Annotated in this window: 16 protein-coding genes and 2 tRNA genes; all 18 read left to right on the plus strand. The window is 45.8% G+C overall.

Annotated elements, in window-relative coordinates:
• The first annotated feature begins 22 nt into the window (after positions 1 to 22).
• Entirely contained in the window at positions 23 to 11,704 is an 11,682-nt protein-coding gene (locus tag RJ60_RS03340) for a type II and III secretion system protein (RefSeq protein ID WP_243392223.1), read from the plus strand.
• Positions 11,701 to 12,528: an AmmeMemoRadiSam system protein B gene (gene amrB / locus RJ60_RS03345; protein ID WP_099828946.1), complete on the plus strand. Its 828-nt coding sequence runs from the start codon at positions 11,701 to 11,703 to the stop codon at positions 12,526 to 12,528. The genes RJ60_RS03340 and amrB overlap by 4 nt, the downstream gene beginning before the upstream one ends.
• Before the next feature lie 88 nt (positions 12,529 to 12,616).
• Positions 12,617 to 13,120, plus strand: a complete 504-nt coding sequence (locus RJ60_RS03350; protein ID WP_099828947.1) for a hypothetical protein — start codon at positions 12,617 to 12,619, stop codon at positions 13,118 to 13,120.
• A 14-nt stretch (positions 13,121 to 13,134) separates the two neighbouring features.
• Complete coding sequence (locus tag RJ60_RS03355; RefSeq protein WP_099828948.1) at positions 13,135 to 13,569, plus strand: SoxR reducing system RseC family protein; 435 nt, start codon at positions 13,135 to 13,137, stop codon at positions 13,567 to 13,569.
• Positions 13,550 to 15,859 carry an endonuclease MutS2 gene (locus tag RJ60_RS03360; protein WP_099828949.1) on the plus strand — a complete coding sequence of 770 codons (2,310 nt, stop codon included), beginning with the start codon at positions 13,550 to 13,552 and terminating at the stop codon, positions 15,857 to 15,859. Before RJ60_RS03355 ends, RJ60_RS03360 begins: the two co-directional genes overlap by 20 nt.
• Before the next feature lie 6 nt (positions 15,860 to 15,865).
• Entirely contained in the window at positions 15,866 to 16,207 is a 342-nt protein-coding gene (gene acpS, locus RJ60_RS03365) for a holo-ACP synthase (RefSeq protein ID WP_099828950.1), read from the plus strand.
• Between the two features lies 1 nt (position 16,208).
• On the plus strand, positions 16,209 to 18,206 hold the full coding sequence (gene ligA / locus RJ60_RS03370) for an NAD-dependent DNA ligase LigA (RefSeq protein WP_099828951.1): 1,998 nt from the start codon (positions 16,209 to 16,211) through the stop codon (positions 18,204 to 18,206).
• Positions 18,203 to 19,330 (plus strand): cysteine desulfurase family protein, encoded by a 1,128-nt coding sequence (locus tag RJ60_RS03375; RefSeq protein WP_243392224.1) that lies wholly within the window; start codon positions 18,203 to 18,205, stop codon positions 19,328 to 19,330. The genes ligA and RJ60_RS03375 overlap by 4 nt, the downstream gene beginning before the upstream one ends.
• A gap of 56 nt (positions 19,331 to 19,386) precedes the next feature.
• Entirely contained in the window at positions 19,387 to 20,259 is an 873-nt protein-coding gene (locus RJ60_RS03380; protein ID WP_099828952.1) for a YicC/YloC family endoribonuclease, read from the plus strand.
• 12 nt (positions 20,260 to 20,271) lie between these two features.
• Entirely contained in the window at positions 20,272 to 20,571 is a 300-nt protein-coding gene (locus RJ60_RS03385) for a DUF370 domain-containing protein (protein WP_099828953.1), read from the plus strand.
• Positions 20,568 to 21,185 carry a guanylate kinase gene (gmk, locus tag RJ60_RS03390; RefSeq protein ID WP_099828954.1) on the plus strand — a complete coding sequence of 206 codons (618 nt, stop codon included), beginning with the start codon at positions 20,568 to 20,570 and terminating at the stop codon, positions 21,183 to 21,185. Before RJ60_RS03385 ends, gmk begins: the two co-directional genes overlap by 4 nt.
• Complete coding sequence (locus RJ60_RS03395; RefSeq protein WP_099828955.1) at positions 21,182 to 21,415, plus strand: DNA-directed RNA polymerase subunit omega; 234 nt, start codon at positions 21,182 to 21,184, stop codon at positions 21,413 to 21,415. The genes gmk and RJ60_RS03395 overlap by 4 nt, the downstream gene beginning before the upstream one ends.
• Positions 21,416 to 21,510: 95 nt before the next feature.
• Positions 21,511 to 21,586 (plus strand) — tRNA-Thr (locus RJ60_RS03400).
• Positions 21,587 to 21,602: 16 nt separating this feature from the next.
• Positions 21,603 to 21,689: transfer RNA gene (locus tag RJ60_RS03405), tRNA-Tyr, on the plus strand.
• Positions 21,690 to 21,718: 29 nt separating this feature from the next.
• Positions 21,719 to 21,886, plus strand: coding sequence for a 50S ribosomal protein L33 (gene rpmG, locus RJ60_RS03410; RefSeq protein ID WP_099828956.1), 168 nt, complete (start codon positions 21,719 to 21,721; stop codon positions 21,884 to 21,886).
• Between the two features lie 35 nt (positions 21,887 to 21,921).
• Complete coding sequence (secE, locus tag RJ60_RS03415) at positions 21,922 to 22,128, plus strand: preprotein translocase subunit SecE (RefSeq protein ID WP_099828957.1); 207 nt, start codon at positions 21,922 to 21,924, stop codon at positions 22,126 to 22,128.
• 25 nt (positions 22,129 to 22,153) lie between these two features.
• Positions 22,154 to 23,221, plus strand: coding sequence for a transcription termination/antitermination protein NusG (nusG, locus tag RJ60_RS03420; RefSeq protein WP_099828958.1), 1,068 nt, complete (start codon positions 22,154 to 22,156; stop codon positions 23,219 to 23,221).
• Between the two features lie 55 nt (positions 23,222 to 23,276).
• Entirely contained in the window at positions 23,277 to 23,702 is a 426-nt protein-coding gene (gene rplK, locus RJ60_RS03425) for a 50S ribosomal protein L11 (protein ID WP_099828959.1), read from the plus strand.
• Positions 23,703 to 23,713 lie beyond the last annotated feature (11 nt).

A 23,713-nucleotide genomic window follows, 5' to 3' on the forward strand; every position in this document is an offset into this window, starting at 1 on the left:
GGGTAAATATGGGGTGATTCGTGTGAGAAGAATAGCGGTCTTATTTCTAGTTCTGGGCATCTTCTGTATTGGTTTCTCTAATCAGCTGAATTCAGTCATTCCCACTATGGATGCAGAATCGGTAACAGTGACTCTGATCTTTAAGGACAAAGTCACAGATTACAATATACAATCGAATCCTTCAAGGACCATATATTCTCTGGCAATGAACGGTGTAAGCGGCAGAGATATGAATTTGCCGCTTCGAATGGGTCCGGTTGAAGGTTTGTGGACCAGGCAAGATCCCAAGAGACTGTCGGTGAACGTCGCTTTGTTGATTCCAGCAATCGATGATCCGGAAGTTACGATTATGGAGAATGTTGTCACACTTAGATTCTTTAGATCGAATATTAATGTGAATATCGAGAAATTTACTACATATGGTATGACGGTATCTACTGCGATGACATATCTTTTTTCTGAAGAAATGCTAGATCTGTCGTATATCATCTCTCCAAGTGTTAGAAATGAGCAGGTTGTGGTTGGTTTCTCACTGGCCATGCCCGAAGATATTCTAAGAAATATCCTTACGTCTCTTGGAGATAGGGTCGCTTATTCCTATTTGACTGATGGAACCTTCTATCTGGGTTCGCCTGAAGAAGTTCAAGATCTTGTTAATGCCTTCTGGAAGACGTATATCGGTGTTGATTTCAATATTGAGGGGGAGACCGTTTCAGAACAGATTGAAAGGCTGAGAAAGACTCTTCCAGTAAATAGCTACATAGAGTATCTACCGAACGAGGCTTCTTTGATGGTGTTTGGCGATCTCCAGACCCACATGAGTCTTTCTGCAGCTCTTACGAAAAACACGGTCACCAAAGAATACTCTGTCCCGTGGGAGATAACTAACGTCGATGTTGAACCGCTTACAGCATACTACGAATTGGCAAGGAGTCTTAATTCGCTGCTCTTCTCAGAAAGCCTTACCATAGTAAGTATTCCTGAGTTCAACAAGCTGATATTCTCTGGAAACGATTCTCAAGTTACGGCCCTTTATGAGTATCTCGATCTCTACAGGTTGTATTTGACCTCAGAAGATCTTGATTCGAGCAGGACAAGGGTGACATTGACTCTCCCCGACAATTTCTTCTTGATTGAGGACGTTCTAAAACTTGCCAGGGCTTCAGGGTCGGGGCTTCCTGATGACGGGACCCTCGTGGGAGCGATCTTCGGGATTCTTCAAAGCTATGCAGTTTATGAGGAGCTTTCCGTTGACAGAACCTTTGAGCCTATCGGAAAAGTCACATTCGAGTTGCCAAATTATCTAGTTCCTGTTCTGGAGAGAATCGCAGACTCTTTCTCCGCAATTTCTGAAGACGTTTCATACCTCATGGTGAACTATCACCATACAATAGAAGAGTCGATAGTAGCTCAGGTCGAACGAATTACAGGTTCAATAATCGAGCCCTTAGGCGAGAGAAAGGGTTACATCGTGAAGGGTGCTAAGAGCTCTATAGAGACTGCCGAATACCTGCTGTCGTTATTTACCGGGATTACATTTGATGACTATGATAGCACTTACCTGGAACTGAAGACCAACGATTCATATGAAGAAGTATCCAGTTTTCTTGGTACGTTCTTTGCTGCCCAAGGTCTCGTTGAGAGTGAGTACACAATTCAGCAGATTGCGGACAGACTGGTCTTCATGTATGGTCCTTCAGGAATCATGGGGAGGGCCATCAACGAACTTGAACAACATGAAAGACAGATATACAGGGTGACAAGGGAATCGATTCTCGAGATCTCTCCCGAAATCTACTCTTCCGGTCTGGGGGATCTGCTCGAAACGATTCTCGTAGAAAATGAGACGGCTGATTTCATCGCTTCTGCGGGCCTTCTGGTAATCAGAGCGTATCCGGAAAGGCTTTCTGAGATAGAAGGGATCATTGAAGAGAGAATTCCCAGAATCACTGAGATGGTTGAAAGCAAGATGGCAAGTCAGGAGACTCGCCTCTCCCTCCAGATAAGGGCTATTCCCGGCTGGGATATCGAGAAGTTCAGAGCCTACCTCAGAGACTTTCTTGGACTTAGACTCTTCTCTGATATCACTCTCACAACTTCAGGGAATGGATACATAGTTATTGCAACAGAATCTGTTCTTGAAGCGGTTTCCGCTGAAGCGGAAAAACTGAGAGAATTTGAGAACCCATCGTACAGACTGGAGACATCTATCCCCTCTCTTTCCCAGTTTGAAGTCCTATTGCAAAGACTGGGTATTGCTGCGACCATAGTTCCAGTCGAGAACCAGTTCATGATTATTGGCTCCAGGGAGAACGTTGAGGAAGCATCAAGGCTTGTAAGACAGCTGAGTAGCGGGCTTCCTGTACAGGGGGACGTTTCTGAGGCTAAATTAGAATACAAGTATGAATTCATAAATCTGCCCTATTCCGAGATTCAAGGGATCAGCGAGCTTCTGAATAAACTCAGTTTGTCAGTAGAGTTTGTAAACACACCAACCGGCGTGGCTGTTGTGGCAACTGAGGACCGCCTTGAAGATGCAATGGCAGTTATTAGTTCGATTTTGTCGAGAATTGAGACGATTGAGACCGGTCCAAAAAGCTATAGCTTAATAGATGTTGAGTTGTCCTTGGTCGGTAGCCTGGAAGAGATTCTAACCCTTCTTGGTTACGAAATTGATCTTGTGGAAACACCAGTTGGGATAATCGGAATCGGTGTTGAAACACAACTAGCTAAAGCGAAGAAGATTGTCGATGAGATTCTAAAGAAAGAACCAACTTCACTTCTTCAAGAAGTAGATGCCGATAGTTCGTACCTGATAATCTCTTCTAAACCTGAGATTGCAATAGAATCTCTAAACTCAGTGATAAATGTCTTCGGTTTCGATCTCGTTATCACAGAGATCTACGACAAGATCGTTGTTGTTGGAAACAGCTTCGACCTTCAGTTTTTCAGAGGGTTGTACGGAGAGATTCTCACCTCAGAGAGTGCGGAGGGGGCTTTTGCAAGCAAAGAGATTTTTGGGGTGCCCGGTTGGGACTCTGAACGACTATTGTCGTATCTGGGAGTAGTCCTGGGAGTTGACAAGACTGCCAGCATTTCTCTCGTTCAGACCGCCAAGGGATACATCATCAACTGTCCCGAGTCAATCTTGGAAAGTGTTGAAAGGGAACTCGATAGGCTCAGGAAAATAGAAAGCCCCTTCTATTCTATAGAGCGAAGGATGCCCTCATTAAACGAACTGAATTCTCTTCTAGTGAGACTCGGAGTAATAGTCGATATTCTGAAGGTTGATGATTACTTCGTTATCATCGGTACTGAACCCAATGTTAAACAAACTATAGAGATAGTTGCCAAGCTTCTGGAGATAATCGGTGACGAGCCCGAAGTCGGTGAAACGGTATTTGAACTCTCTCAAATATCGGGCGAGGATTCTGCAGCATTTAGAGGAATATTCTCGAGCATCGGTATAGAAGTGGAGCTTCTCGACTCCCCGTCTGGTGTCTTGATTATCGGTGAACGCAAAGAAGTCGCAAAAGCAATGGAGACTTCAGAATCAATCCTTGAGAAGCGGCCGTCGACTATTGTGACGGAATCGGTGTTCGAGTTTGTTTCCGTTTCTTCTGACGAGATTGGCGATTACTCTTTGGTTTTGGAGAAAATGGGAATCAACGCTGAACTATTATCTTCCCCCTCAGGGGCCCTCTTGATTGGTTCGTCGGAAGAGGTTTCAAGGGCCAAAACTGTAGTGCAAACGATTGTTGATCAGAAGAAGGAGATAGGTCCCTCTGAAGATAGAAGGAACGTATCGACCTTCGTTAAGAAGGTGGCTGGTTGGAGCAACGAAATGCTTTCCAGCTACTTAAGAGACTATCTAGGCGAAGACCTCTATTCTCGAGTCTCGATTGCTCCTTCGGTGAGTGGATACATAATCGTTGGCCCGGCTGAACTTCTAAAGACGATAGAGGAAGAGATCGCCAGACTTGAAGAGATTCAGGACCCGCACTTCATGGTACAGCGAGCTTTACCTCCTCTTGACCAGCTGGAGCTTTTAATAGATGCTCTCGGAATAAAGGTCGGAATCATTCCTGTTGAAGACAAGTACTTAATAGTTGGAAACCGTGACAGTGTTGACAGAACCGGAAAGCTCATCGATCAGCTTATAGATGCGATCTATCCGGAAGGTGAACCCGAGGAGCAGGCGCTAGAGTCAAAAACGTTCATTTTCTTGCCTGTAAGACCTGAAGATATTGCTCCTCTGGAGATAGTAATGGAAAAGCTTGGGGTCGTATCGGAGTTCATCCAGATCTCTACAGGAGTAGTTGCTGTGGGTTCTGGGGAAGAGCTTCTAAAGGCACTTGACATAGTTGAGTCGGTAATGGCTCACTCCGAAAGTGTTTCAGCAGAGCTCAGTTTGAGATTCAGATTTGTAGATGTTAGATCGGATTCGATAGCACAACTTCTCCCAATCATCGAACGGCTGAGTATTGATGTCGAACTGCTCAACACCCCTACAGGTGTTGTCGCCATTGGAGCAGAGTCTGAGCTTGAACGTGCGGAGGAGTTGATCGAGGCGATCAACTCAAGAGAATCGCAAGATGTTCCACTTCAGGATAAGTATGAGAGTTTCCTTCTTCTTCCGTTATCGTCGGGAATTACCGTTCAGTCACTAGAACCTGCCCTTGAACTTCTTAACTACAGAGTATTTGCAGTCGCGGTGGCTGACAAGATTGTCGCGATAGGTGAAGAAGAGGATCTCTTAAAGTTCAGATCTCTATATAAACAGCTTCAGGCTCAGGAAATTGAAAGGGAAGAAAGAGTGTCTCTTGACATCAAGGCCATACCGGGTTGGGATCTTGCGAGGGTAAGCGAATACCTTAGACTATTCCTTGGAGTCGACGACTTTGAGAGAATCTCAATTGTGACATCCTCCAGCGGGTTTGTTGCCCTAACTCCAAGTGTCCTGGCAGAAGTAGTCAAGGCAGAGATCTCGAGACTCAGAGAATTTGAGAATCCAACTTTCGCAGTGTTTGACAGGATACCTCCCGTCGACAATCTTGAAGGGCTTCTGGCTAGATTGGGGGTTATGGTTGATCTCGCAAAAATGGGTAGTTCCACCATTGTAATCGGTTCAGGTGAAGATGTACGACGCACAAGCCAGATAATGGAGCAGCTCTTGAAATCAGTCTCACAAGATGTGACTGTGCCTGAAGCTGTAGAATACAGAGTCGTTGATATTTCCGTGGAAGACATCGGCAGCTTCAATGCGATTCTTGAGAGACTTGCAATTGAAGTATCCTTAATCACATCCCCATCCGGAGTTATCGTAATCGGTTCTCAAGAGGCAGTTGAGAGAACGATCTTGGTAGTAGATGACATACTTAGTAGAAGAACTACAGCGCAGGTTTATGAACCCACGTACGCCTTCACAGGTATACAAAGCAGAGAGATAGATAGTTATCAGGCAATTCTTGATAAGCTTGGCGCTGAAGTAGAGCTTCTTCCTTCTGCCACCGGGGTTTTAATGATCGGTGACAGAGAAAAGGTCGAGACAGCAATCAAGACCGTCAACGCTATTCTCGAAAGAGAAGCCCTAGTTGCTGAAACTGAAGGAGAGAAGGGGCGAGTTTCAAACGTAGCTGCAGTTGTGCCGGGCTGGAACGATGCAAAATATGCCAGCTACTTCATGGACTTCCTTGGCGAGGACGATTTCTCTAGGATCTCAATCACTCCTTCGTCCAGTGGCTATATCGTTGTAGGTCCGCAAGAAGTTATCTCGAGATTGGTTTCAGAAGCCGATCGTCTGGCAGGGATCGAAGATCCGTTCTTTGTTATAGAAACCTCACTTCCTGCAATCGACCAGCTGGACACTCTTCTTGAACGGCTGGGACTTAAGGTGACGATACTACCGGTCGGAGACAAACACCTTGTCGTTGGCATGAAAGAAAGTGTTGAGAGGACAGTCGAATTGATCAAGATGCTGAGAAACGGTCTTGAGGCTCCACTGACCTCGAGAAAATACGACTACATAATAATGCCTGCAAGCGAAGGCACATTCGAGACGATCAGACAAGTACTTTCGGAACTGAAGATAGACGCTACTGCTTTGAGCTTTGGAAGCAACGTGATAATTGTCGGATACGGTGAAGACCTTGAAAATGCAGCGAGCGTCGTGAAATCGATAAATGAACGAACCGTCATACTTGAGACCGACAAGGAACTCAAGTACGCTTTCACTGATATTCCAAACGACAGGATCGGCGAGTTCACTGCCATACTTGGGAGTCTCGGACTAGATGTTGAGCTTCTCTCATCTCCTTCCGGCGTTATTCTGGTTGGAACCGAAGAGGAGTCGACAAAGGCGATAGAAGTTATCCATTCGGTGCTTTCAAGGGCGGAAGAAGATGAGGCGGTCGAATCTAGATTCTTCAACAACCCTGCCGGCTGGGAAGATGGCAAGCTAGTTTCATACTTGAGGGGTTATTTGGGAGAAAAGGAGTGGGCAAAGGTAAGCGTAACACCGGTCCAGTCAGGTTATCTCATTGTGGGCCCCACGGCAATTCTTGACCGAATAAACACCGAAACAACCAGGCTTTCAGGTCTTGAGAGACCTCACTACGAGATAGTTGAGTCCGTTCCTTCAATTCAGAATCTGCAGAGTATGCTGGAGAAGATGGGACTTGCAGTTACAGTTGTTACCGTTGATGGAAGGTCGATGGTGATAGGTCCGGAAAGCGATGTTCGTTCTACCGTAAGAGTCTTCGGCGAACTTGCTGAAGGCATAGTGCTTCCCAAGGGCGATGAACCTGACATCTTTGCGTTTGTGGAAATCCCAACTGAGGAGACCGACAGTTTCAGAGCGATCTTCTCTAGGCTGGGTATTCGTATTGATCTTCTGAATACGCCAACCGGAGTAATAGCGGTCGGCCAAAAGGAAAATGTCAAGAAGGCCGAAGAGACTATTAGCTCGATACTCTCGCGAAGAGAGGTTCAGGTTGTTGACGGCGAACAGAGTTATCTGGTTGTCGAGGTTCGTGACGGATTTGATCTTGCGGCCGCCCAATCAGTCAAATCGGCGTTCAACATAAACGTCTATCCTCTTTCTGTAGCCGGGAGACTTGTAGTGATCGGGGCAGAGAAGGAGATTGAAAGATTCGTACAGATAAGGAACGATATTATCAGCGAACACAAAGTCACAGTTATAGTTCCTCGTGAAGTTACCATCGAAGAACTCGATGGGATAATTAACACACTTGGCCTGGAAATCTCCGTTCTCGAGATTCGGGGCAGCTTCGTCGTTTATGGAAAGGAAGGAGAGATTGAACAGGTAAGGGACATTCTTAACCGCCTAACTTCCGATAAACCGTCCGAGAAGTCTCAAGAAATGCGCATCTTCAATGGGATAGGCCATAGTACTGATTTCCTGAATCAGCTTCTGTCAAGTATGAACTCCTCTCTAATCGTTTTCGGAGAGGGAGACAGAATAGTGGTCGTTGGAAACGAAGAGGATATTGTTGTCTTTGAGAGTCTTCTCAAGGAGATGGGGTCGGCGCCGACGGCGGAGAGCCTTACGGCACAGTTCTTCCCGAAACTCGAAGGCTGGAGTGGCGAGACTCTCTCTGATTTCTTCATGGCGATGAGCTTTGCCGTGAAGGTATTCCACGAGAGTAGTCAAGGCTACCTTCTAATAGGTCCCGAAGATCAGCTTGCGGAAATACCGGCTTTGATGGACGGTCTCGAGTTGAAGACGAAGAAGCTGACCACCCTGTACACTATTCCATCCGGGATGACGTTTGAGGAGTTACGGGAGATACTAGTTTCCGCCGGTTTCAACCTCTCCTATACAAAGCTGGGGCAAAGCATGTCCGTATCGGGTCTCGAAGAGGATGTTAATATGGCTGTTGCTCTACTTGATGAAGTTATTCGAAGCGGGCTAGGAAAAGGAGTCTCTTATAGACTTGCGAAACTTCCTGCCGAACTGACTCTCGAAAAGTTTGAGAGGATTCTGAGCGACATGGCCCTCAGTATTTCAGCTGTTCAAGTTGACGGGGAAGTGATGTTAATTGGCCCTGATAGTGACTTAAGAACGGCCAAAGAGATAGTTGAATACCTAACTCCAGAGGATCCTGCGGTCGATGAGAAGAGAGTGTACTCAATAGTCCCGTTGGGTGATGGGCTTTCGCTAGCCGAAATGGCGGCCCTTGTTGAGAGTCTATCGCTCAATGTCCAGATTCTTCCAGTCGGTAGAGACGTGGTTTCGATTGGTACCCAGAGTAATGTTGACCGCTTCAGAGAATTGGTGAGTTCGGTCTCTGCAACATTGGGAATAGGGAAATTTGAGAGCCCCGAATACGAAATCGTTGAGCTAGTAGAAGAGATTTCTTTGGGGCAGTTCAGAGAGCTTCTTTCCTCTCTCAATATACCTGTAAAGATCGTAGAAGTAGCGGATTACATTGTGTTCATTGGTTCAGGAGAAAACAACGCAAGAGCAGTTGAGCTCTTCTCAAAGTTTGAAAAAGAGGATCAAGAACCCGAAACTGACGAGATCGAATTCGCTACGATCTCATTGCCGGAGGGTTTCGATCTCAGTTCACTGGAGGCTGTGTTAGATAAGCTAAGGTTCAGTGTGGATCTGGATTCAGTAGGCAACGTTCTGCTTCTTATCGGAACCAGAGAATCGATAGAGAACGCTCTGGCACTTGTGGAAAGGCTCGTTCAGGTGTCTACCGGCGATTCGGGAGAGAAGAGTGAATTTGAAATTCTTGATCTTGAAGACGAAGTCTCATCGAACTTGCTTAATCAGCTCTTCAGGTTGATCGGCGTCAAAGTGGAGATTCTCGAAAGCGATACTGCGCTTGTGTTTGTCGGAACTAGAACGGATCTGGAGATGGCCGTCGATGTCTACAACTCACTTGGAAAAACTGTCGAGGCAGACGAAGGTCCGCTGTCTTACACAATTACTATCCTTCCAAGGAATCTGACGCCCGGGCAGCTTGAGATTGCCTTCGAGTCGATTCAGATACCGGTTGGTATTATTGAAGCAGGTGATTATGCGATAATCGTCGGAACCAAGCCCTCCCTTGCGAGAGCTCAAGAGTTGATTTCCTCTCTACGGATAGGGATAGATTCGAGCGGAACTTCTGCCGATGGATCTATCTCTTATAAGACTTTTGTACAGCCGGATGGAACTCAAATCGACCAATTTGAGACGATTGCGGGATTGATGGAACTGAAGCTCAAATTTGAATCGGTCGGAGACAGGGTCTTCATGATAGGTACTGGTGAGGATATTGCTGAATTTGAGGAGATTCTAGGCGGTCTTACAAGCGAGAAAGCAGGGATTGTAAATGAATCAAGGTTCGCAAAGAGACTCTCCGGAATCGATGCAGAAACTCTTAATGCGTATCTTGAGGCAAAAGCGATTTCTCTTTCTGGAGTCTTCGATGTGAGCGGTGGTTATTTGCTAATTGGAACCCGCGAATCAGTCGACGAAGCACAGGCCGTGATAGACTACCTGGTTAACAACCAGCAGGTCCACTTCGCTTATATTGATTTACCTGCCAGTATGACTCCTGAGATTCTTCAAGCTATGGTTAGCGATCTTCTTCTGGAGGTATCCGTAGTTCAAATCACACCATCTAGGTACATGATAGTCGGTAACTTTGATGATGTAACAGCACTGAAAGAGGTACTTATCGAAGCAGTAACGATAGAGGCTAAATTCCTGTCCTATTCCCTTATCACAGTGGGGCAGGCCTTCTTAGAGGATTTAGCGAGCGTCTATTCCGCTCAGGGGAGCCAAAGATCAGGAATGGATAGCCTTGAGGAGGCTCTTGAGAACATTGGTGTATCTGTCTTCATCGGTAGGTTCGATACTCGCCTCCTCTTGGTAGGAGAGAGTGACCACGTTGACTTCGCGAGAGAGCTTATTTCAGAGCTGAATCAGAATGCGGGCAGCGAGGAAGCATCAGAGCAAATTAACATCGAAGACCTTCCTCCTGTTAGCGGCTGGAGCACAGAACAAGTCAGACAGTTTCTGGAAGCCGCGGAAATTCAGCTGAAATCAATCATTGAATACTCAGGAAGACTCATTGGAATTGGGACTCAGGTCGGGCTTGAGAACGCTAGGGCAGCACTGAACATACTCGCTGTTGATTCTAAAAGAGAGTCGGTGAGGATCGAGAAGAACCTCGTCACACAGGCCCAGTTAGCGGAACTGATCTTCAAACTGGGTCTCGAAATCGAATTTGTCGACCTAGATCGGCAGTGGTTGCTTATAGGTGATCCTGAGTCTCTAATGGTAATTACCAGGACAGTCGAGGAGGCAGCTGCCGATAGGGAGATTTCGAGATACATAACCGATCTCACGGTGAATCCTGAGGAACTGGCCTCTCTCTTAAGAGAATCGATCGAGGGTATCACGGTTCAGACATTCACCGAACTTCAGATGCTGCTGATAAAATCGAAGAGTTCAGCTCTCCTTGATATGGCCGAAAGGATGATCAAAGAGGTCCAGGAGTCGAGAAAGGCAGTAGATCCGCTGGAAAGGGGAGTAGTGGTTGAGGGAAAGCTTGTCCAGATAAATGTCGCCAATCAGGATCTGGAAGAGTTGTTGAGACTAGTGGCCGGCAAGCTTCAAATCTCGCTCCTTTTCATTGACGACATAAATGAGAGGATCACCATGTCTGTCAAGGATCTCACATGGGAAGCTCTTACCAAAGTAATAAATGCCACGAAGCCGGTTGAGATAAGCAGAATCGATGATATCTATGCGGTGACAAAGAAGGAACAGAAGGCCGGTGAAGAACCGACCGATGTTGAACTAGTCTATCGTGTTTACCACAATGTTGAAGAAGTAACAAGGCTTATCGAGTTCTATGGAGGTGAAGTTCTCTCAGATCCGGTGAACGGATATATAGTAGTCAGAGGCCTGGCCAAATCAAGAGTTGATAATATCTTTGACGAAATTGGATCCGATCTCTCGCGTCCTAAAAAGCAGGTACGAATCGAAACAAGGCTCGTGGATAAATCGCTTGTTGATGATATTCAGAGGGAGTTCAAGACGGCAATAGGGATTAACACTCCTGAGATTCTCATTGAAAGCGGTTCGATAGATCTCGACTTCAAAATCATCGACTATCTTGATTTTACGAAACTGATTGATGATATCGTAAATACGGCAGTCGTGAAGATCGGGGCAGACCTGAGCAATAGGGACACTGATTCCGACCTTATCTCCAGTCCTTCGATAGTCTCAATGAGTGGTCAGGAAGCGAAGATTCATATCGGGGACACCATTCCCTACCTGGTTCGAACAATCGAGTACGTAGATGGTAATCCCGTAGAAATCGAGACTATCGAGTATCTGAACACAGGAGTCGAATTAAGAATTACTCCAACTGTCAATGATGACGGCAAGATACTTCTCGATCTCTTTATAAAAGTCAGCGAGCCCGAGAAGTATCAGGACGGAACACGAACGCTATATGGTGAGAAGACGAGAGAAGCAAACAGCAGACTGATTATTTCGAACGGCAATACATTGACGATCGGTGGACTTGTTGCAAACAAGGATACTGTAACCGTTAATAAGATGCCTTTCTTGAGCGATTTGCCGTTTATCGGTAAGTTGTTTACTACCGAAAACAGAACGTCTGATAAGAGAGAACTGGTTATCTTTATCACAGCGGAGGTGGTAGAGCCGTGAAAAGGAGCCCCGTTGTCAGCGGCAAGTTCTACGCAGATGACGGTGAGGACCTCAAGAGCCAGATCAAGAATTGCTTCTTTCATCCGATAGGGCCAGGGAGTCTCCCTAAGAATCCTGGAAGATCTGAAAGCTCAGTTGGTTTGGTAGTGCCGCATGCGGGGTACATGGCAAGCGGTCCAGTTGCTGCCTGGAGCTATTGGAAGTCGTATTCTCTAATTACCCCTTCAACGGTGATAATTATCGGTCCCAATCATACCGGCCTTGGGACCAGACTATCTCTATGGAATGAAGATTCTTGGGGCACACCTCTGGGTGAAGTAGAGATAGATAAAGAGCTTGGGAAGTCAATTATGACTATGTCTAGCGGACTTGTGGTATCTGATACGGCCGCCCACCTGTACGAACACTCTATAGAAGTCCAGCTACCGTTCCTGCAGTTTATATACAGTGACTTCAAAATCGTGCCGATAATTATGAGTGATCAAAGACTGGAAGTGGCATTAATGGTTTCCGGGCTGCTAAGGAAGATCCTGAGTGAGAAGAGTAACCTACTGATAATCGCTTCCTCGGATCTGAATCACTACGAGTCTCACGAAACAACTATCGAGAAAGACAGGAGACTAGTGAATCTTGTCAAGGAGAGGAAGTACGCAGAGGCATACGATATATCCAGAAGCGAGCGAATCACTGCCTGTGGTCTAGGACCTATGGTGGCTGTTAGAGAAACCTTTGAATCGATGGATATACTATGCAACACGACGAGCGGCGAAGTCATCGGAGACAGGTACAGAACTGTCGGTTATCTTGCTGCCTTGCTTAAGTGAGTTCCAAAATCAAAGAGCTCCATATTTGTTTGGCCTTCGGTACGTCATAAAAACACATGCTATAATCTCGATAAACTGGAGGTGTCGTGTGAAAGCGATAGTTGTGTTCCTGATGGTAATCGTATTGGGTTCCTTGGGTTTTTCTTCGTTGATTATAGATGGTATTCACTACTCTGGTATAGAGTCGGAAAGTGATATGCTGATCTATGACGGAATAAACGCAGCATATGTCATTAGCCGAATAGGGAAGAACTCATTTGAAATTGGAGGAAACTTCTCCTTCATTTCTCCCTCTTCCTCGGAGCTATTCTATAAGAGCGGCCATTTTAACTCGATCCTAAAAGCCTTTGCTGGCCATGCATACGATCTTACAGAGGAATCGGCCGCCGGGCTAAGAGTTGTCTCTCGGGTTGGCCTTATGACTGCAAACTTTGAAAAATTCGGAATCTTCTTCTCGATTACTCCCGTCGTTTACGTTAGAGTTGGCTTTCTTTCCTTCGGAGTTTTGGCGGGCCTTGAGTTAGAGCAGTTCTTCGGAATGAAAACACTTCCAGTTGTTCATGCAGGCGGTGAGATTACTTACCGTTTCTAGCGGAGGTTGTCGATATGAGAGAGTTGGCCGTTGTTAAGGAGCTGGAAGGAGATACGGTGCTCCTGGAAAAGGCGCGAACCGAAGCCTGTTCTACGTGCGGTTCTAAGAATAACTGCGTTGTTTCTTTGGGCGATAAGAAAGTTACCTTAAAGGCCTTAAGGAATGGTGTAGAAGTCGATCCAGGGGATACTGTGGAAATAGAGACAGGGAAGCTAAACGCAACTAGGGTCTCGATGATTGTTTATGGAATACCCTTAGCCGTTTTCCTGGTTACTTTGATTGTGACGAACATCATTCTCAATTCTGAAGGATTGGCCCTAGGGGCAGCTTTTGCTTCAATTGTGGTTGTGTACGCGCTGATTGCAGTTTACGACAGAAGAAACAGGGAGAAGCTTATGCCAAAGATAATTAGAAGGGTGGAGTTACCGGATGGATTCCTTGTTCGATGAAGATGCGCTGCGACTTCTGGAGTTTGATTGCGTTCTGGAAGATATTTCTAAGAAGGCGATATCAAGGTACGGTAGAGAGAGAATCAAATCTCTAAGGCCATTGGTAGATGACACAGACTTACTCTACAGAAGAGCGAGCGAGTTCAGTATTATTCTTCAAAATGAGGGGGAGCCACCTTTTTCAGTCTTTCACGATCTAAGTGATTATATCAACAGGGTGAAACGAGGTTTCAGCCTTGGCTGTGAAGAGCTTTACAGAAGTGCCGTTACCATGGAGAACATCTGTCGGCTCAAGGAATTCTTTGAACGAGTCTCTTCGGAGTTTACTGCTGTGGGCGAAGTTGTTGCTCTTCTTGGATGTGAACGTGGGTTTATAAACGAAGTCAAGAAGAAGATCTCGGAAGAAGGGCAGATAAAGGACAGTGCCTCTCCAGCCTTGAAGGAAATCAGAAACGAACTCAAGTCACTTACCAGAAACCTGAGAGGAAAGCTTGATTCTATAATGAACAGGTATAAAGACGGGCTCACAGACAGTCTAGTGCTGAGTAGAGAGGGTCGTTATGTCTTGCCGTTGTCTGCGAGCAAGAAGAATGAGTATCAGGGAGTGATTCATGGCTCTTCTGGAAGTGGGGCGACCGTCTATTTCGAGCCACAAGAGCTGATTGCTCTTAATGATTCGATGAGGATTCTGCAATCGAGAGAAGAAGAGGAGATAAGAAGGATACTTAGAGAACTGACGACTTACTTCTTCAATACCTTTGAAAGGCTTGAACCTTCACTGGAAGCGCTTGGAATCCTTGATGCTCTTTTCGCAACGTGCAGATATGCCAAGAAGAGGAATGGAGTTTTCATTGGGCCTTCGTCATCGGGTCGCTTCTTCCTGAAGGACGTCAGACATCCTATGATCGATGACGAGAAGGTAGTTCCAATAACATTTACGATGGAAGAGGGAATCAATGGAGTCTTCATTACCGGACCCAACACCGGCGGGAAAACAGTAGCGATGAAGACAATAGGTCTCTCTGTAATACTTATGCTCTGTGGTCTTCCCGTTCTTGCTGATCAGACATCAGAGATCCCGCTTTTCAAGAAGCTTTTTGCAGACATTGGAGATGAGCAATCGATAGAGCAGAGTCTAAGCACGTTCTCATCTCATGTATCCAGGATAATCCGAATTATTGAGAATGCCGACGGTGACTCTTTAGTTTTGCTTGATGAATTGGGGGCGGGAACTGATCCGGTAGAGGGATCGGCACTTTCGATTGCGATAGTTGAGAAACTTTTGGAAAAGTCGAAATTGATCCTCACAACACATCTGACACCAATTAAGCTCTTTGCTATGGAGCGTTCCGACATTCTTAATGCGAGCGTAGAATTTGATGTTGCCAGCCTTAGACCAACGTATAGGCTCTTGATGGGAATTCCCGGTTCCTCAAATGCGATAGAGGTTTCAAAGAGACTTGGACTCGCACCGGATATTATCGAAAGAGCTCGATCATATATTGATAGTGATGCAAGAAATCTCGAGGCAGTAATAGGGAAGCTTCATATAGAGAGGTCGACTCTAGAAGAGGAACGAAGAGAACTTCAGAGGACGAAAAAGAATCTTGAATCCAAGAGCAGCGAATTTGAAGACAAGCTTTCAATGATTAAGGAAAAGCGGTATGGAGAGATCAGCAGAGAGATCGCCGATCTTGAGGAAAGACTAGGATCTGTAATAAAGGAAATTGAACGGGCTATTAGCATGTCAAGATCTTCAAATGAAAGAGACAAGGTTACCGCGGTCAAGAGACTTAATGAGCTTAGAAGTGAATTAAAGCGTTTCGGAAGTTCTTCATGTGATGACGGCGATTTTGAGATACCCGAAATCGGCGATACCGTTACGCTTATAGATAGTGGAGCAGAAGGAATCGTCAGTGCAGTCGATGGAGATAGAGTTGTAATTGACTCAGGTAAGATTACGCTGAAGGTCCCGTTTTCAAAAGTGAAAATCATCGGAAGATTGAAGTCGGAATCAGATGCCTCTTCTCTCGAGTATGTCAGTGAGAGTATGACTCAGGAGATCGATATAAGGGGAAGTGTTACTGAAGACGTTCCTATTATCATTGACAATTTTCTCCAGACTCTCAAGATAAGTGGAACAAAGCAGGGTTGCATAATTCATGGAAAAGGCACTGGAAAACTGGCCGAAGGAGTATGGAGTTACTTGAGACGCTCAAAGAAAGTTAAGAGCTTCAGGATTGGTGCGCCTTCAGAAGGCGGTAGCGGAGTCACGGTTGTGGAGGTATAAGCAAGAATGAAAGCTGGAATCGACATAGTCAAGATCTCGCGAATGTCTGAAGCCGTGGCAAACAGGGTACTCGGAAGGCAAGAGAAAGATGTCTTTGATTCTCTTGGAAATGAACGGAGAAAGATGGAGTTTGCAGCTGGGCGTTTCGCCGCAAAGGAGGCCTTCGTCAAGGCATCCGGGCGTAGAGACCTTGAGTTCTCGAAAATCCAGTTTCTCGTTGATGAAAAGGGATGCCCGATTCCATCTGAGGAACTGAAGAAGCTGCTGGGTGGCGAAGATCTGACGGTAAGCATTTCTCATGAGCGGGAGTATGCGGTGGCAGTTGTAATACTCTTTGGGAGGGGCTAACGTGATTCCATTCGATGAGGCTAAGAAGAGAGTCGACGAACTGAGAAAAGAGATCGATTATCATGCTCACAGGTACTACGTTATGGATGATCCAGAGATTTCTGACTCTGAATACGACAGGCTGATTGATGAGTTAACCGAACTTGAAGAACGTTATCCAGAACTGAAGACACCTGATTCACCAACTGTTCGTGTTGGCCTGAAACCGATCAACTCCTTCAAGGAAGTGATTCATGAGCACAGGTTGTTTTCCCTGGACAATACTTACTCAGAGGCCGAGGTATTGCAGTTCGATAAGAGGGTGAGAGAATCACTTGGCATTGAAAGAGTTCAATACATGTGTGAGCTAAAGATCGATGGCCTGTCAATATCGCTTAAGTATCAAGACGGATTGCTTGTGAGAGGAGCAACAAGGGGGGATGGTTTTGTCGGCGAGGACGTCACCGAAAACATAAAGGCGATCAAATCAATACCTCTCAGACTCAGGAAGAGTCTTTCGATTGAACTGAGAGGAGAAGTATATCTCCCGAAAGACGTCTTCAATGACCTTAACAGAGCCCGAATAGAAGACGGTCTTCAGCCCTTTGCAAATCCTCGCAATGCGGCAGCTGGAACTCTCAGACAACTTGATCCCAGAGAAGTGTCAGGGAGGAGACTAAGTGCCTTCTTCTACCAGGTAGTGGAGCCAGAAAGGTTTCGGCTTGAAAAGCAGAGCCAGCAGCTGGAGCTGTTGAAGACTATTGGAATGAAAATTGAGCCGAATTTCAAGACTGTAGACGGCACGGAAGGCGTAATCGAATTCTGGAAGACGTGGTCTGGGCTGAAATCTACACTGAACTATGCTGTTGACGGGGTAGTTGTCAAGGTGGACGATCTACATTATCAGGAGGAACTGGGATACACTACGAAAGCGCCCAGGTGGGCCATAGCCTTCAAATTTCCGGCGGAACAAGCAACGACAAGACTTATAAGTCTTAACCTCAGTGTCGGTCGGCTAGGCACTATAACGCCTGTTGCTGAACTCGAACCCGTTCAACTGGCCGGAACAACCGTTAGACGGGCAAGCATGCACAATTTTGACTTTGTCAGGGAGAGGGACATCAGAATCTTTGATACAGTTGTTGTAGAGAAGGCTGGGGAGATTATTCCACAGATCGTTAAGAGTATTCCTGATAAGAGATCAGGTGTAGAGAAGCCAATAGAACCTCCTTCCGAGTGCCCAATTTGCAAAGGACCGGTAGGCAAAGAGAGAGAAGAGGACGTTGCTTTGAAGTGCCTTAATCCCTCTTGCCCTGCTAAGGTGGGTAGGAGAATACAGTTCTTCTGTTCCAGAGAGGCCATGGACATCGAAGGCTTTGGTGAAAAGCTAGTCGAGCGTATTGTTGAATCGGGCCTTGTGAAGAGCCCGTCCGATCTCTACAAACTTACAAAAGAAGATCTTTTGGCTCTTGGAGAAAGGATAGGGGAGAAGATGGCGGACAATCTCATCAAGGCAATTAATAAGAGCACGAATAACCCGCTATTCAAGGTTATAACTGGGCTTGGTATTCCAGGAGTAGGATCCAAACTTGCGAAGGATCTTGCAAACAGCTTCGGAAGTTTAAGAGCCCTCATGTCTGCAAGTGAAAAGGATCTGAAAGCAGTTTCGGGAATAGGCGATCAGTTGGCCTCAGACATAAGAAAGCATCTATCTGATCAATCCGTGAGAGAAGAGATCGAGGAATTGATGAGATTCGTCAATACACAAGATGAAAGTCGTGATGGTCCAAAGCCGCTGAAGGGTATGAAATTCGTGGTAACGGGAACTCTTCCCGGCTATTCTAGAAAGGAAATTCAGGAGAGGATTGTTGAACTGGGAGGAGAGGTTATGTCTTCGGTTTCGAAGAATACCGATTACGTTCTTGTCGGGAATAACCCGGGGTCGAAAGCGGAGAAGGCTCGTTCTCTCGGAACGCAGATAATCGATGAGAAGGAATTTGAGGAGATGGTAAGATCTTGATTCGTTACTTTGACAACAATGCTACTACTCAAATGGAGTCTGATCTTGCCGAACTGATGGCAAGTCTTTGTATTGAAGAGTACGCTAATCCGAATTCTATGCATACATTTGGTGTAAAGCAGTCAAGAATGCTGGAGGAGGCGCGTGCAAGGGTGGCCTCATGTCTCTCTTGCAATTCCAGCGAAATCTTCTTTACTTCTTGTGCGACCGAGACGATAAACTGGATCTTAAGGTCCACGGTCTTCTTCAGGGGGAAGAAGAAGAAGATAGTGACGACTTCAATCGAGCATAAGGCCGTTCTCAATACACTCAAAGATCTTAAGGCAATTCTCGATATCGACTATGTCGAAATTCCGCCCGAAAGCAACGGAATAGTTGAGGCCGAGAAGCTCCTGAGAGAAGTAGATGACGAGACCTTTCTCGTTTCTGTAATGGCTGTGAATAACGTTACAGGAGCGATCCAGCCTTTCGAGGAGATAGGCAGAGAGTTAGTTGGTCTAGATCTTCTCTATCATGTCGATGCTGTACAGACAATCGGGAAGATTCCCTTCACTCCGGAATCCTCGTTTTGCGATTACGCTTCGTTCTCTTCTCACAAATTTCACGGACCGAAAGGCGTTGGAATCGCCTTCGTCAAACGGGGATCTCCAATCAAACCTATGCTCACAGGAGGAAATCAGGAAAGAGGTTTGCGCTCCGGTACACAAAACGTGCCCGGTGTCTTAGTGACTTCGATAGCGATGCAAAGAGCTATAGATTGTATGGAGAAAGCATCCGGAATAACGAAAGACTTTCAGAATAGAATATCTAGAGCTGCTGTTGAGCTAGGAGGATATATCAATACTCCTGAGTGCTCCATCTGCAACACAGTAAATGCATCTTTCGGCGGAATAAGATCAGAAGTTTTGGTTAATGCTTTATCAGAAGAAGGCGTCTTTGTTGGTACCTCTTCGGCTTGTTCTTCAAGAAATGATGGAGGTCAGTATGTACTAGATGCGATGGGAATAAGTCCATCGATTGCCTCGGGATCAATAAGAATAAGTATGTCAAGATTCACAACAGAGGAAGATGTGGAGGTTTTGATAGAAAAACTGAAGAAAACGATTCCTCTTTTGAAATTCTAGCCACAAACGGTTATAATTGACTGTAGTTAGATTTAATTGCCTTTGAGGTGATATAGTTGCTCAGGAGCATGACCGGATATGCGAGGGTCGAAAAGGCTCTTCGCGGCGTAAACGCATTCGTGGAACTGAAAACAGTCAATTCGAAGTATTTGAATGTCGATATAAACATAGGAGATGCTTTCTCTGAGCTAGAAATGAGAGCAAGTAGGTTTATAAAGGAAAACCTCAAAAGAGGGACGGTTAGAGCAAAGATCGACATATCTCTTGAGGACAGCGATGATCTTCTCCAGCCTGACTATGGTATAGCCTCCTCGATTTTCAACTCTCTGAAAACGATTAAGGACCGTTTTGAACTAGCCGGTGAGGTTTCTGTCGATTCGATGGCCAGGTTCAAGGAGATTTTCAGGAGCAGACCTTCTGAAGACCTCGCAGACAAAATTTGGAGTGTTATTGAAGAACTGCTTATTGAAGCTTTGGATCAGCTCAACGCAGACAGAGAAAGGGAGGGGCAGAACCTTGCTCTAGCGATGAGCGAGTATCTTAATAGACTTGAAGCTATTGCTAATGAGCTTCTTACTAGTTCTGAGGACATGGTTCTGTACTATCGCGACTTCCTGAAGAAGAGAATCGAGACGATTTTTGAAGGTCAGTTTGACGAGAACAGATTGGAGCAGGAGGTAGCGCTTCTAGCTGAAAGGGCCGATATATCGGAGGAAATCGTAAGGTTGCACTCTCATCTGAAGTCGTTCAGGGGAGTTATGCGAACTGACAAAGAGAGTGGAGTGCAGATGGACTTCATTTGCCAGGAGATGCATCGAGAGCTTTCAACCATTGCATCGAAATCGAAGAAGCTTGCGATAACAAATCTTTCCATCGAAGGTAGAACACTGGTCAATAAGCTTAGAGAACAAGTTCAGAACATAGAGTAGGAGGTGTTTCACTTGTACGGACTCATTAATGTTGGGTTCGGAAACGTAATCATAGGTGACAGAGTTATCGCGATAGTCAATCCCGAATCCGCGCCGCTGAAAAGGCTCAAGGAAGTTGCAAAAGACGAAGGAAAGCTTATCGATGCCACTTATGGAAGAAAGACCAGGGCAATCGTCATCACCGATAGTAACCACATAATTCTTTCAGCTATTCAACCCGAGACGATCGCTTCCAGATTCATGCAGACTTTCAGCGATATTGAGAAGCTTCTGGAAGACATAAGGGTTTCTGGACAGAGCTTTGAAGAATGAAAGGCATAGTTTTTGTGATTAGCGGCCCTTCAGGGGCGGGAAAGACCTCAATACTGAAGGTAGTGCTTGAGGCCAACAGCGATCTTGATTTTTCGGTTTCTTATGCTACAAGAAAGAGACGCCCGACAGAAGTCGATGGGAAAGACTACATATTCGTGACGCAAGATGAATTCAGAAGACTTATAGAAGAAGAGGAGTTTCTGGAGTGGGCCAAGGTTCATGGGAATCACTATGGAACATCCAGAACACAAGTTAGAAAGAGTGTTGATTCGGGTAGAGATATTTTGCTGGATGTAGATATTCAGGGAGCGATGTCAGTAATGAGGGAGCTTACAGACGCAGTCTATATATTTGTGGCTCCACCCTCTTATGGTGAGCTGGTCAAGCGTCTCGAAGCGAGGGGAACCGAGAACACCGAATCGCTCAAGGTTAGGCTGGAAGATGCGAAGTGGGAACTAGAACAGGTAAAACACTTTCAGTATCTTGTTGTTAACGATAACTTAAACCACTCGGTAAATCAACTTGAGGCTATCATCACCGCAGCAAGGCTCCGTGTTGATAGAATCGTGAAAGAAAAGGGAGAAAGATTCCTGTTTGAGGAGAAAACTACATGATAATCAATTATGATTTGCTTTTGAAGAGAATAAGGCACAAGTATGCAATTCCTGTGGCTGCTGCTAAGAGAGCGGAAGACCTTGAGGACTTTGGCCGCCCAAAGCTTGATGCAGCAACGGTAAGGGCTGCAGGCGATAAGATCACCGTAGCGTTGAAGGAGCTAGAAGAAGGATACATCAGGATAAGAAATGAGGAAATGCTGATGATCCTTGTACCGAAAGTTAAGTAACCGGATCACTTCATGTTCGGGCAAACGCAGAAAATACTTTATTTGCCTTGTTGACAGGGATAAGGTCATTAGATATAATAAGTATCGTGCGTCGGGCCAACGTAGCTCAATCGGAAGAGCGGCTGATTTGTAATCAGCAGGTTGGGGGTTCAAGTCCCTTCGTTGGCTCCATAGGTTAACTATCGGTGGTAAGGTGCCCGAGTGGTCAAAGGGGGCGGACTGTAAATCCGCTGGCGGAATGCCTTCGGTGGTTCAAACCCACCCCTTACCACCATTAATTTTGCTACTGTTGAGGTGCAAGCAATGGCAAAGAAAACTAAGGGAAATAAGGTTCTTGTAACGTTGAAATGTTCTGAGTGCGGTACTAGAAACTATTACAGGTTCAAGAACCGCCAGAAGAAGTATAAGCTGGACACGAGCAAGTACTGTCCAAAGTGCAGAAAGCATACCGAGCACAAAGAATCGAAGTAAGGTTGAGTCGTTTCAACTGAGTCAGGAGGAATCCCATGGCCAAGGCAAAGTTTTGGAAGTTCCTTTCCGAAGTAAAGAGCGAAGTTAAGAAGGTGACATGGCCTAACAGGGAGCAGATGATTTCGTCTACAGGTGCCGTGCTCGTCATTCTGGTAGTGGCGGGAGCTTTTCTTGCTCTTCTAGATATTCTCTTTACTAATGTAATCGGGTCGCTTCTCAATTTCTTGACAGGCGCCGTTTAATGCTGTTCTACGTTGGTGATTGACTGTGCGAAAGAGATGGTTCATAATTCAGACTTACTCTGGTCTCGAAAACTCTATCAGAGAGGCAATTCAGATTAAGATAGAGTCTTTCGGTGTTTCGCACATGTTTGGCAAGATCCTTGTGCCGGAAGAGACGAAACTTGATAGAACCAATGTCGCTGCCGAGAAGTATATTGTCCCCGCCAACGCCAGGCTTCTTGTTAAGGACAATCAGGATGTAGCAAAAGGTGACCCTGTCGCTGAAGAAGTAGAAATAAAGGTGAAAAACGACGGTACGGTGGCGGAAGTAAAGAACTACCGAGTTATCTTTATTGAAACTGCCGATAGGCGATATACGAAGACTTACTACATTCCCGAAAGCGCAAAAATTGAGACCGGAATAAAAATGGGTGCGAGGATAAGGCAGGGAATGCCTCTTGCAAAGCAAGGTGAGTACTTCTGTGAGCTGGATGGAAAGATAGTATATACACAGAAGATGAAGCGCATCGTTGTTGAAAAAGAGAACGGCGAAGAAGATGTCTATCTTGTTCACCCCGATTGTTATGACGCCAAGGTAGCTAAGAAGGGTAATCTTGTGAAGCGCGGACAGTTGTTTGGAGATACAAGGAAGATCTTTTCCAAGACTGAGGGAAGGATCGAGATTTCCGATCTCCCTGGACGGAAAGAGATAAAGATCTTCAAAATCATCCGGACAAGATTGTATCCTGGATATGTATTCATTGAGATGATAATGAACGAAGAGACGTGGAATCTCGTCAAGAATACTCCGAACGTCGTGAACTTCGTTTCTGTAGGTGGACAGCCTGTGCAGCTTAAGGAAAAGGAAATAAAGGCTCTGCTCAGATTAGTCGGTATTGAAGAGTATGAAGAGCACTCAGGTGGTCCTGTCAAGATTGAAGTTGAGTTTGATATCGGAGAGGTCGTCAGAATTAATACAGGTCCGTTTGAGGACTTTGTTGGAAAAGTGACGGGTCTCGATCCTGAAAGACAGGAACTGAAAGTCGTTGTGAGCATTTTCGGAAGAGAAACACCGGTTATCCTCAGCTTATCTGAGGTTGAAAGAATCGTCTAGTCTACTAGAAAGAGTGGGAGGGCATAGCCCGTTAACCACAAGGAGGTAAGTAAATATGTCTAAGAAGGTCATTGCCCAAATCAAGCTTCAGCTTGAAGCGGGGAAGGCAACGCCAGCGCCTCCAGTTGGACCGGCTCTCGGTCAACATGGAGTGAATATTATGGGGTTCTGCAAGCAGTTCAATGCAGAGACTTCTGACAGAGCCGGTATGGTGTTACCGGTTGTTATTTCGGTATATGCCGACAGATCCTTCAGCTTCATCCTCAAGACTCCACCTGCTAGTTTCTTGCTGCTTAGGGCAGCCGGAATACAAAAGGGTTCAGGAGTGCCCAATAGAGACAAAGTTGGGAAGGTTACCAGAGCACAGCTTGAGGAGATTGCGAAGATCAAGATGCCTGATCTCAACGCCAGAACAGTAGATGCCGCTGCGAAAATTATCGCTGGAACAGCTCGCAATATGGGCATCGAAATCGTAGGTTGAGGAGGGGTTTA

The organism is Mesotoga sp. B105.6.4 (assembly GCF_002896535.1).
Classification (GTDB): Bacteria; Thermotogota; Thermotogae; order Petrotogales; family Kosmotogaceae; genus Mesotoga.

What these genes read in the sequence shown, in the direction of transcription:
- RJ60_RS03355 (WP_099828948.1), top strand. Translation starts at nt 13,135, where the DNA reads ATGAGAGAGTTGGCCGTTGTTAAGGAGCTGGAAGGAGATACGGTGCTC.
- RJ60_RS03360 (WP_099828949.1), top strand. Translation starts at nt 13,550, where the DNA reads ATGGATTCCTTGTTCGATGAAGATGCGCTGCGACTTCTGGAGTTTGAT.
- acpS (WP_099828950.1), top strand. Translation starts at nt 15,866, where the DNA reads ATGAAAGCTGGAATCGACATAGTCAAGATCTCGCGAATGTCTGAAGCC.
- gmk (WP_099828954.1), top strand. Translation starts at nt 20,568, where the DNA reads ATGAAAGGCATAGTTTTTGTGATTAGCGGCCCTTCAGGGGCGGGAAAG.
- RJ60_RS03395 (WP_099828955.1), top strand. Translation starts at nt 21,182, where the DNA reads ATGATAATCAATTATGATTTGCTTTTGAAGAGAATAAGGCACAAGTAT.
- rpmG (WP_099828956.1), top strand. Translation starts at nt 21,719, where the DNA reads ATGGCAAAGAAAACTAAGGGAAATAAGGTTCTTGTAACGTTGAAATGT.
- secE (WP_099828957.1), top strand. Translation starts at nt 21,922, where the DNA reads ATGGCCAAGGCAAAGTTTTGGAAGTTCCTTTCCGAAGTAAAGAGCGAA.
- rplK (WP_099828959.1), top strand. Translation starts at nt 23,277, where the DNA reads ATGTCTAAGAAGGTCATTGCCCAAATCAAGCTTCAGCTTGAAGCGGGG.